This window comes from Embleya scabrispora DSM 41855 (assembly GCF_000372745.1).
Lineage (GTDB): Bacteria > Actinomycetota > Actinomycetes > Streptomycetales > Streptomycetaceae > Embleya > Embleya scabrispora.
Genome location: NZ_KB889589.1, coordinates 1 through 10,911, shown reverse-complemented (window position 1 = coordinate 10,911; position 10,911 = coordinate 1). Strand labels below are relative to the sequence as shown.

Annotated in this window: 10 protein-coding genes; 2 read left to right on the top strand and 8 right to left on the bottom strand. The window is 73.4% G+C overall.

The window, feature by feature from the left end; genetic code table 11:
- Positions 1-656 precede the first annotated feature (656 nt).
- From recN to A3IC_RS53310, 5 genes are all read right to left on the bottom strand, one after another.
- Positions 657-2,387, bottom strand: a complete 1,731-nt coding sequence (gene recN / locus A3IC_RS0109220) for a DNA repair protein RecN (RefSeq protein WP_020549774.1) — start codon at positions 2,385-2,387, stop codon at positions 657-659.
- Positions 2,388-2,522: 135 nt separating this feature from the next.
- A complete protein-coding gene (locus tag A3IC_RS0109215) occupies positions 2,523-3,410 on the bottom strand; it encodes an NAD kinase (protein ID WP_020549773.1) in 888 nt (295 codons plus the stop codon).
- Between the two features lie 73 nt (positions 3,411-3,483).
- Complete coding sequence (locus tag A3IC_RS0109210) at positions 3,484-4,287, bottom strand: TlyA family RNA methyltransferase (RefSeq protein ID WP_026218054.1); 804 nt, start codon at positions 4,285-4,287, stop codon at positions 3,484-3,486.
- Positions 4,288-4,388: 101 nt separating this feature from the next.
- Positions 4,389-4,655, bottom strand: a complete 267-nt coding sequence (locus A3IC_RS53315) for a hypothetical protein (protein WP_020549771.1) — start codon at positions 4,653-4,655, stop codon at positions 4,389-4,391.
- Entirely contained in the window at positions 4,652-5,347 is a 696-nt protein-coding gene (locus A3IC_RS53310) for a hypothetical protein (RefSeq protein ID WP_052173302.1), read from the bottom strand. Before A3IC_RS53310 ends, A3IC_RS53315 begins: the two co-directional genes overlap by 4 nt.
- 281 nt (positions 5,348-5,628) lie before the next feature.
- Between A3IC_RS53310 and A3IC_RS0109195 the strand changes: the two genes are divergently transcribed.
- Positions 5,629-5,970 (top strand): alkyl sulfatase C-terminal domain-containing protein, encoded by a 342-nt coding sequence (locus A3IC_RS0109195; RefSeq protein WP_020549769.1) that lies wholly within the window; start codon positions 5,629-5,631, stop codon positions 5,968-5,970.
- Positions 5,971-6,097: 127 nt separating this feature from the next.
- Here the strand turns inward: A3IC_RS0109195 and A3IC_RS53305 are convergent, their stop codons facing one another.
- Entirely contained in the window at positions 6,098-7,150 is a 1,053-nt protein-coding gene (locus A3IC_RS53305; RefSeq protein ID WP_079026337.1) for an HAD-IIA family hydrolase, read from the bottom strand.
- The gene (locus A3IC_RS0109185; RefSeq protein ID WP_040876360.1) at positions 7,147-7,620 is read right to left on the bottom strand and encodes a tetratricopeptide repeat protein; all 474 of its coding nucleotides are present in this window, start codon (positions 7,618-7,620) and stop codon (positions 7,147-7,149) included. The genes A3IC_RS53305 and A3IC_RS0109185 overlap by 4 nt, the downstream gene beginning before the upstream one ends.
- 103 nt (positions 7,621-7,723) lie before the next feature.
- On the opposite strand from A3IC_RS0109185, the gene A3IC_RS0109180 reads away from it, so the two are divergent.
- Positions 7,724-8,983 (top strand): DUF1015 family protein, encoded by a 1,260-nt coding sequence (locus A3IC_RS0109180; RefSeq protein WP_020549766.1) that lies wholly within the window; start codon positions 7,724-7,726, stop codon positions 8,981-8,983.
- Between the two features lie 165 nt (positions 8,984-9,148).
- On the opposite strand, the gene A3IC_RS68430 is transcribed toward A3IC_RS0109180, so the two are convergent.
- Positions 9,149-10,012 carry a hypothetical protein gene (locus tag A3IC_RS68430; protein ID WP_040876359.1) on the bottom strand — a complete coding sequence of 288 codons (864 nt, stop codon included), beginning with the start codon at positions 10,010-10,012 and terminating at the stop codon, positions 9,149-9,151.
- Positions 10,013-10,911: the final 899 nt, after the last annotated feature.

Below are 10,911 nucleotides of genomic sequence, written 5' to 3'. Positions count from 1 at the left end.
CTTCGCTCCTCCGAGAAAAAGGCGGCCCCTCGCTCGTGACGGCGTGTCCCTCCGCTTCGCTCCGGGTCACACCGTCCAAACTGGCGGCTCCGCCGCTCTCCGCGCTTCGCGCGTCGATCGCGAGGTCTCGCGCAGGTCGGGGGCGCTGACGCGCCGGACCGCAGCCCAAGTCGGCGACCTCGGGGGAAGGCCCATCGCTCACCGCAGCCAACCTGTGCATCGTGGCCCGCCGCACTGCGGAACGCGCCGACTCTGTCACGACGCCTCATCCGCGTCGCATCGGCTGGCGCGCTGCGGCCCGGCCGAACGACCCTGCGACCTCGACCTGCCGACCCGGGCGAAGCCCGGACCTCGTACCGCAGCCGACCCACCGCTACCGGCCGGCCACACCGGGTGCCCAGGGGCCGAGGGGCCGGAGCAGGCCACCTCGGCGCCCGTGAGACCACAGCCTCCGCGCCGAAACGCAACGGGTGGAGCGGGTGGGTACACAACCCGGCCAATCGAGACGCGACCCCGACCAACCCCGCAAGCTCCCGAGGCCCATCAAGGCCGAGCACGACGGGTGGGCACACCATCGGGCCACCCGCTACCGCAACGAGCTCGCCCGAGCCCGCAGCCCATCAGGGCCAAGCGGCCACGAACGCGCCACGAACATCTCAGTCCTCGCGTTTCGCGCCCGCGGCCGTGGCCAGGAGTTCTTCCGCGTGGGCTCGGCCCAGTTCGGAGTCCTCCAGGCCGGCCAACATGCGGGAGAGTTCACGGACGCGGGCCGCGTCGTCGAGGGTGACCACGCCGGAGCGGGTGACCGTGCCGTCGCTGGACTTTTCCACCACCAGGTGACGGTCGGCGAAGGCGGCCACCTGCGGGAGGTGGGTCACCACGATCACCTGGGCCACCCGTGCCAGGCGGGCCAGGCGGCGGCCGACCTCGACCGCGGCCTTGCCGCCGACGCCCTGGTCGACCTCGTCGAAGACGAACGTGGGGACCGGGTCGGCGCCGGCGAAGACCACCTCGACCGCGAGCATCACGCGCGAGAGTTCACCGCCGGAGGCGCCCTTGGCCAGCGGGCGCGGCGGTGCGCCCGGGTGCGGGGACAGTTGCAGTTCGACCTCGTCGACGCCCATCGGGCCGTAGGCCAGCACGCGGTCGCCCACCGGCAGGCCGTCCGGGTCGTCCACGCCGGAGATCGCCACGCCCACGCGCGCGTACGGCATCGCCAGCGCGGTCAACTCGCCGGTGACCGCCGACGCGAAGCGCTCCGCCGCAGCATGCCGGGCCGCCGAGACCTCGCCCGCCAGCGTCGCCAACTCCCCACGCAGCGCGTCCCGTTCGGCGGTCAGCTCCTCGGTGCGGTCGTCGTCGCCGTCCAACTCGGCCAGCCGCGCGGCCGAGCGCTCGGCCCAGGCCAGCACCTCGTCGATCGATTCGCCGTACTTGCGGGTCAACGCGGACAGCGCCGCCCGCCGCTCCTCCGCCGCCGCGAGCCGCACCGGGTCGGCGTCCACGCCGGCCGCGTAGGAGGCGAGCTCGCCCGCCACGTCGGACACCAGATACCCGACCTCGCCGAGCCGATCGGCCAACGCCGCGAGCGCCGGGTCGTGGGCGCGTACCGCCTCCACCGCACGGTGCGCGGCGCCCAGCAGGGTCGAGGCGTCCACCGCGTCCGAGCCGGTTTCCGGGTCGCCCAGCAGCGCCTCGTGCGCCGTGGTCGCCGCGGTGCGCAGCGCATCGGCGTGACCCAGCCGCAGGGTCTCCGCGGCGAGTTCGGCGTCCTCGCCCGGCTGTGGCACGACCTGCTCGATCTCGGTCAGGCCGAACCGCAACAGATCGGCCTCCTGCGCACGTTCGCGCGCCCGGGTGGTGATCTCGGTCAGTTCCGCGCTCACCTCGCGCAGCCGCCGGTAGACCCCGCCGTACGCCTTCAACGGCGCCGACACCGCCTCCCCGGCGTACCGGTCGAGCGCGCCGCGCTGCCGGGCCGGGCGCAGCAGCCGCTGCTGGTCGGTCTGGCCGTGCACCGCGATCAGGTCGTCGGCCAAGTCGGTCAGCAGCCCGATCGGCGCGGCCCGCCCGCCCACGTGCGCGCGCGAGCGACCCTCGGCCGAGAGCGTCCGCGCCAGCAACAGTTCGCCGTCGTCCACCTCGGCGCCCGCCTCGGCCGCCCGACGCCCGGCGGGCGAGTCCGCCGGCACGCTGAGCCGACCCTCCACCAGGGCCTTCCCCGTCCCGTTGCGCACCAGCCCGGCATCGGCCCGCCCACCGAACAGCAAGCCGAGCCCGGTCACCACCATCGTCTTGCCGGCGCCGGTCTCGCCCGTGACCACGGTGAAGCCCGGCGCGAGCTCGACTACGGCGTCTTCGATGACACCCAGACCCTGTATCCGCATCTCTTCGAGCACGGGACGACACTACGAGGTCGTGGGGACTCCGCGCGAAGAACGCAGTTCAACGGCGTGTGTCCAAAGTGTGTTCAACACACCTCCAGGCGACCGCATCGCCGATCCGGGGCCGGCCCGACAGCCTCACTTGCGCCCGCGCCACCCCTTCACGGGCAACGCGAACTTGGCCACCAGTCGATCCGTGAACGGCGCCCGGTGCAGCCTCGCCAGCCGCACCGGCTGGGTCCCGCGCCGCACCTCCACCCGCGCGCCTGCGGGCAGCTGTACGGTCCGCCGACCGTCGCACCACAGCGCACCGGGCGGCGTCTCCGCCGCGAGTTCGAGCGCGAGCACCGAATTCGGCGAGACCACCACCGGCCGCGCGAACAGCGCGTGCGCACTGATCGGCACCATGATCAGCGCCTCGACCTCGGGCCACACGATCGGCCCGCCGCCGGAGAACGCGTACGCGGTCGAGCCGGTCGGCGTCGCGCACACCACCCCGTCGCAGCCCCAGCGGGACAGCGGCCGGCCGTCCACCTCGGCGACCAGTTCGAGCATGCGCTCGCGCGAGGCCTTCTCGATCGCGGCCTCGTTCAGCGCCCAGTTGGTGTGCACGATCTCGCCGTTGACCCGGACCACCACGTCGAGCGTCATCCGCTCCTCGACGTCGTAGTCGCGCGTCACGACCCGCTCCACCACGTCGTTGAGGTCCTCGCGCTCGGCCTCGGCCAGGAAGCCGACCCGGCCCAGATTGACCCCGAGCATCGGCACGGCCGCATCGCGCACCAACTCCGCGCCGCGCAGCAGCGTGCCGTCCCCGCCGAGCACGATCGCCAACTCGCAGCCCTTGGCCGCGTCGGGCTCCACGGACACCACGACCGCACCCGGCAGGGCCAGGTCGTCCGCCTCGTGTTCGAGCACCCGCACGCCCAGGCCGGCCGCGATCAGCCGCTCCACCACCAGCCGTGCGCTGCGCAGTGCCGCAGGTCGGCCGGTGTGCGTCACCACCAATACCGTGCGATCGCTCATGCCCGTATCCCCTCGTCCGCATCGCATCGACCGCAGCCGTACCCGTACGCCGCGACGCTATCGTGCGCGCCGCTCACCGGGGCCCCTCGGCGACCGCCCGATCGACGTCCGCCGGGTCCAGCTCCGGCGCACCGGCCCGCATCCACAGGAAGTACTCGACGTTGCCCGACGGCCCCGGCAGCGGCGACGCGGTCACTCCCAGCACGCCCAGGCCCGTCTTCGCGGCCTGCTCCGCCACCATGCGCACCGCCTCGGCCCGCAGCGCCGGATCACGCACAACCCCGCCCGCGCCGAGCCGCTCGCGCCCGACCTCGAACTGCGGCTTGACCATCATCACCAGATCCGCGTCCGGCGCCGAACAGCGCACCAGCGCGGGCAGCACCAACCCGAGCGAGATGAAGGACAGGTCGCCCACCACGAGGTCGGCCGCCGGCCCCACCTGATCCGGCGTCAGCTCACGCACATTGGTCCGGTCCCGTACCGTCACCCGGTCGTCGCTGCGCAGCGCCCAGGCCAACTGCCCGTACCCGACGTCCACCGCGACCACATGCGCCGCCCCCGCGCGCAGCAGCACGTCGGTGAAGCCGCCGGTGGAGGCGCCCGCGTCGATACAGCGCCGCCCCTCGACGGTGAGGCCGAGCGGGGTGAACGCGGCGAGCGCGCCGGCGAGCTTGTGCCCGCCGCGCGAGACATAGTCCGGATCACCCTCGTCGGCCGCCACCACCACGGCCGCCCCCGCGTCGACCTGGGTGGCGGCCTTGGTCGCGGTCTGGCCGCCCACCGTCACCCGCCCGGCCGCGATCAGTTCGCTCGCGTGGTCCCGGGAGCGAGCGAGTCCCCTGCGCACCAGCTCGGCGTCGAGCCTGCGTCGTGCCACCGGTCGTGCCTGCCGTTCCTTGGTTGTGCCGAAGTCGTCGACGAGAACCGCCACTCCCGCGCCCGGCGTGTGTGTACCCCGCCCGAGGTCGTGGATCGGACCTACCGGTCCAGTTCCGCCAGGGTGTCCCGCAATCCTCGGTGCACATCCTCGTACACCGACCCGTGCGCCTCGGTGGGCAGGTCACCCACCCGGCTCAGAGTGGCGAGTACCGCGTCCACATGCGCGTCGCCGGAGGGCGCGGGCGGTTCGACGTCCAGCGGACCGATCACCGCGACCGCCGAGGGTACGCCGACCCCGTCGGGCGCACCGCCGCCCACGGTCGACGCCGGATCCGCGCTCGTCTCCGCGCCCGCGTCCTCGCTCACGACTGATCGTCCGCGTCCGCGGCCGGCGTGGCGGGTTTGCGGATCGCCTTCTTGGCCGGCGCCGCCTTCTTCGTGGCGGCGGTGCCGTTCGTCTTGCGCGCGGGCTTGCGCGGGCCGGCCGTCGGGGTCGACGCCGCGGCGGACCGGGGCACGGAGGTCTTCTTCGCGGCGGCCTTCTTCGCGGCCGGCGGCTTCGCGGCGGGCGACTCTGCGGCGGAAGGCTTGGCGGCCGGGGAAGGCTTGGCGACCGGAGCATCCGGCGCCGCACCCGCGGGCGACGTGGCCACCCGGGCCGCCGACGCCGCACCCGGGCTCGCCGCCGGGCGAGGCGTGCGCGGCGTGGAGGCACGCGCCAGTCGGTGCTCCAGGTCGGTCACCCGGCTCTTCAACCGAGCGATCTCCTCCTCGGCCTTGATCAGGTCCTTGGCCCACGGCTTCGACCGGGACAACGCCTTGTCCACCTCGCCGCGCACCACGCCCACGAGCAGGTCCCGGTTCGCCTTGCCGGTCTCGTACAACTCCTCGGCGACCTGCTGCACGTACTGCGGCAACGCCTGGGCCTGTTCGGGCACCTGCTCCAGGTCCAGACCGCTGCGCTCGACCAGGGCCCTGGCCACCTCGGTAACCCGCTGCCTGGTCATCTCGGTCAGGCCACTGGCGATCTGAAGGTAACTGCGAACGACATCTCGCATAAACGGCACCTGCCTTCCTGCTCCGGCTGCCCGTATGTGTGCCTGTGCGGCGATACGAACGGCGATGATCGGTCTGCTCCGACGCTACCCCCTCCACCGGCGCAGGACCGGAAGCAACGACACGCCATCCGCACGAACCACGACACACCCCCGACGCGGACGGCGATCCACCGTCGACACCGACCCGCTCCGAACCCGCGACGGGGCGACCGGCACCGGCATCGCCGGTCCTGGGGTGGGGTACGGTCGCCAACCGGATACCCACGGAAGGAACGCCGCGCATGGCCACCGTCGAAGAGTGCCGCAGGGCCCTCGAGGAACTGTCCGCCAAAATGGGCCGAGCCGAGGGCGACACCCGCAAGGCCGTCCAGCTCGACCGCAGCCTCAGCTGTCGCGTCACCGACCTCGACGTCACCTTCTCCGGGCGACTGCGCGACGGCGCGCTGCACGACATCGACACCGAACCGCGCAACGACAAGGCGCAGATCCGACTCACCATGACCGGCGACGACCTGATCGCACTCGTCGCCGGCGATCTCAACTTCGCCGCCGCGTGGGCCAAGGGCCGGGTCAAGCTGGAAGCCTCGTTCAAGGACTTGCTCGTCCTGCGCAAACTGCTCTGAGCGGTCCGCGCGAACCGCTCCCGGCGACCGCGGGCTGCGGATCACCCCCAGCGGACCGTCCGAACGGACCGCCCCCTGGCGGACTGCCCCGACCCGCCGGCCGGCCACGCAACCGGTACCCGCCCCGCTACCAGCCCAGGCGCTCCACGACGCCCGAGGTATCCACCGGCGCATCCGACGCCCACGCCGCCGCACACGCCGCCCGCAGCCCGTCGATCCGCGCGCCGGAGCCCTCCACCGCCAACGCGCCCTCGGTCACCCGCGCCGACCAGTCGCCGCACACCCACGCGTCACCCTCGCGCCGGGCCGTCACCGGCGCGGCCAGCAACGCCCGCAGGTCCTCCGCCACGAACGTCGGCCGCTGCCCCGCACCGGCCGCCAGCAGCCCCTGCGGGGTGGTCACCCCGGTGAGCACCAACAGGCTGTCCACGCCCCCGTTGCACGCGCCCTCGATGTCGGTGTCCAGCCGATCGCCCACCACCAGCGGCCGCCGCGCGCCGGTACGCAGGATCGTCTCCCGGTGCAGCGGCAGCTCGGGCTTGCCCGCGACCACCGGCTCGGCCCCCGTCGCCGCCCGCACCACACCCACGAGCGCGCCGTTGCCCGGCGCGATCCCACGCTCGGTCGGAATCGTCAGATCCGCGTTCGAGGCCACCCAGAACACCCCGCGCGCCACCGCGTACGAAGCCTCCGTCAACGCCTGCCAGCCCACGTCGGCCGCGAACCCCTGAACCACCGCCGCCGGCTCCTCGTCCGCCGACCGCACCGGCCGCAGCCCGTGCTCACGCAGCGCGACCTCCAGGCCCTCACCGCCGACCACCAGCACCGACGCACCCTCGGGCACCCGCTCCGCGACCACCCGCGCCGCGGCCTGCGCCGAAGTCACCACGTCCTCCGGCTCCGCCGAGACACCCAGCTCGACCAGATGCTCGGCCACCGCCTTGGGCGGACGCGACGCGTTGTTCGTGACGAACGCGATCCCCATCCCCCGCCGGCGCGCCTCGCCCAGCACCTGCACGGCGTGTGGAACGGCCCGCGCACCGGTGTACACGACGCCGTCCAGGTCGAGCAGCGCGACGTCGTACGCCCGCGCCAACTCCCCCGCATCCGCGGCCCCGTCCGAACCGCCCGTCGTCGCCGATCCCGATCCCGATGCCGATGCCGAGGTCTGCTTGCTCACGCGTCGTCACTCCTGTCGTCCGTGTCCCCGCCGTCCTTGCCGATCGTCCCGTACGCGCCCGCCCGCGCGCGCAACGTGGCCCGCGCCTGGACCAGCGCGGTTCGGTAGTGCTTGGTCTCCGGCCGCATGGCCACCGCGAGCGCCAGGTGCTCCACCGCGGTCTCGAAGTCGCCGAGCCGCGAGGCGGACAGTCCCCAGCCGAACTGGGCGTAGTCATCCGCCGGATCCGACTCGGCCACCGCGCGAAAGTGCCGCAGCGCCTCGTCGTGTCTGCCCGAGTCGAACCACGCTCGCGCCAGCGCCTCACGCACACTGCGCGACTCCGGCGCCGCATCCGCCGCCCGCGCCAACAACTGCGCGGCGGCGGCCGGATTACCCGACGCGAGCAACTGCACCCCGCGTCGATACCAGTCGTACACGTCGCCCGTGGGCGCACCGCTCACCCCGTCGGCTCCCTGAGCCATCGCCATGATGCCCTCCCGCACCTCGACCACGCGCCGGTCACCAAAATCCGGCAACCGCCGACATCGGATGTCCTGATCTTGCCCGGGCTCGGGCCCGTAACATTCGGCCATGGACGACGCAGTGCCGAACGGGCTCGATCTGGCCCCCTTCCGCGGGCTTCGCTACGACCCGGAACGCGTCGGGGACGTCGCGTCGGTGACCTCGCCACCGTACGACGTGGTCGAGCCCGGCGGCGTGCCCGCGCTGGAGGACGCCGACCCGCACAACATCGTGCGACTGGTCCTCCCGCGCAGCGCGGTACACGCGGGCAGCACTCTGCGCACCTGGTTGGCCGAGGGCGCGCTGCGCCCCGACCCGCTGCCCTCGTTGTACGTATACGAACAGCGCGACCACAACTCGATCCAGCGCGGCCTGATCGGCGCGCTCTCGCTCGACTCCGGCGTCCTGGCGCACGAGGACGTGATGCCGGGCCCGGTCGCCGACCGCGCCGCGATCATGACCGAACTGTCGGCCAACCCCGAGCCGATCCTGCTCGTGTACACGGGCGGCGGGCGTGCCTCGGACATAGTCGAACAGACCACCCACCAATCGCCCCTGGTCGGCCTGCGCACCCCGGACGGCATACGTCACCGCTTGTGGGGGATCACCGACCGGCACGCACTCGCCACGGTCCGCGAGGACCTCGCGCATCGCAAGGCGCTGATCGCCGACGGCCACCACCGCTGGGCCGCCTACGCCAGGATGCGCGAACGCGCCCACGCGGACGGCCGCGGCGCCGGCCCCTGGGACCGCGGCCTGGTCCTGCTCGTGGACACGGTGCGACACCCGCTGCGAGTCGGCGCGATCCACCGCGTCCTGCCCCGGCTGCGCCCCGCCGACGCCCTGAACGCCTTGGCCACGTACGGCGACGCGGGCGCCGGCGCGTTCCTGGCCCGTCCCCTCGACGGCACCCTGCCCGCCGCCCTGTGGGCTCTGGATCAGGCCGTCGGCCCGGCCTTCCTGCTCGCCGGCGACCGTCGCTTCCATCTGCTCACCGGCCCCGACCCGGATCTGCTCGACATCGCGATCCGGGCCGACCGCCCACGTGCCTGGCGCTGTCTGGACGCCACCGTCCTGCACGCGGCCCTGCTCGACCACGTCTGGCACGTCCCCGACAACTGGGACAACATCACCTACGTCCACGACGCGGCCGCCGCCGTCCGCCAGGCCAACCACACCGGCGGAACCGCGATCCTGCTGCGTCCCACCGACGAACGGGTGGTCCGCGAACTGGCCGAGCAGGACGTCCGCATGCCCCGAAAGTCCACCTCCTTCGGCCCCAAGCCCGCGACCGGACTGGTGCTGCGCAGCCTGGACCTAGAGGAGTAGAGCCTCCCGGCCGGCCGGGAGTGGGGCAGGGCGGGAGTAGGGCGGGGCGGGGATCGGCGCCGGAGTCCGGGCGGCCCGCCGCCGAAACGCAGGAAGGGCCCGACACGAATGTGCCGGGCCCTTCCTCACATCAGTTCACCGCCACCGACCTCCGGCGGCGCCGAGTCAGTCCTTCGCGTCCGCGACAGGCTCGGTGTCGGCCTCGTCCGCCTCGGCGTCCGCGGCGTCGACGGCCTCGGGCGCGTCGTCGTCCTCGCCGTCCTCACCGTCGAAGTCCTCGTCCTCGGCATCCGCCGCCGAGTCCTCGACGTCCTCGGCGTAATCCCCGTCCTCGTCGTCCTCAGCGTCCGGGTCGAGCGCATCGGTGAAGTCGAGACCGTCGAGTTCGGCGACCCGCTCGGCGGCACCGGTCTCACCGGTGGTGTCCGCCTCGGCGGCCCGACCGAACCAGTCGCGCGCCTCCTCGTCCCGGCCCACGGCCGCCAACGCGTCCGCATAGGCGAACCGCAGTCGCGCCACCCACGGGTTGCTCGACGCCGAGTTCAGCTCCGGCACCTGCAACGTGACCACGGCCGCGTCGAGCTGGTCCAGGTCGCGACGCGCACCGGCCGCGACGATCCTCAGCTCGATCTGCGCGGCCTTGTCCAGTTCCTTGACCTCGTCCGCGCCCGCCATCTGCAGCGCCCGCTCCGGACGGCCCAGCCCGCGCTCACAGTCGGCCATCACGGCCCAGTGCTCGCTCGAACCGGTCATCCGCCGCGCCGCGCGCAGCTCGGACAGCGCCTCCGCATACGCACCGGCCATGTACGCCGCGATCCCGGCCGCCTCCCGCACCGCGGCGACGCGCGACGCGAGCCGCAGCGCGACCTTGGCGTACTTGTAGGCCAGCTCCGGGTCCTCGTCGACCGTACGGCCGATCATCACCAGGTTGCGCGCGACCTCGTCCGCGAGGGTCTTGGGCAGCCCACGCAGCTCCTGGCGCGCTTCGGCACCGAGTTCCTCGGCGTGCACGTCCTCGGGAATGAACATCCGCTCGACCGGCACATAACCGGGCTCGTCCCGACGATCGAACGCGGGACGCGACCCACCGCGGTCGTCACGGTTGCCATACGACGGGCGGCTGCCGCCCCGGTCCCGGTCCCCGTACGAGGGACGCCCACCACGGTCGTCCCGGTTGAACGCGGGACGTGAACCACCACGGTCGCCACGGTCGCCGTAAGACGGACGCGACCCACCACGCTCATCACGAGCGGGCCGGTCCGAACGCTCCGGACGATCCGACCGGAACGGCGGGCGCGAGCCACCGCGGTCGTCGCGAGCGGGCCGGTCGGAACGCTCGGGCCGGTCGGAACGGTACGGCGGACGCGAGCCACCACCGGAACGATCGTCACGATTGAACGCGGGACGCGAACCACCGCGGTCGTCCCGGTTGAACGACGGACGACGATCCCCGCCCCGGTCGTCCCGACCACCACTCGCCGGACGACCCGAACCCCGGTCGTCCCGACGCGGCGCCGGACGACGCTCTTGGAACGGCTGCCGCGCACCGGGCTGACCGTTGTAGGTCGGCCGGCTGCTGGCACCGTCCTTGTAGTCGCGGTCCCCGAACTCCCGCTCCTCGCGAGCGGGCCGGTCGGAACGCTCGGGCCGGTCGGAACGGTACGGCGCACGCGAGCCACCGGCCCCGCCACGCTCGTCCCGATTGAACGACGGACGCCCGGCACCACCACGGTCGTCGCGCGCCGGCCGGTCCCCACGATCCGAACGGGACGGCAGACGCCCACCGCCGCCGCCACGTTCGTCACGGTTTCCGAACGAGGGGCGCGAGCCACCGCGGTCGTCGCGGGCGGGCCGGTCGGAACGCTCGGGCCGGTCGGAACGGTACGGCGGACGCGAGCCACCACCGGAACGATCGTCACGATTGAACG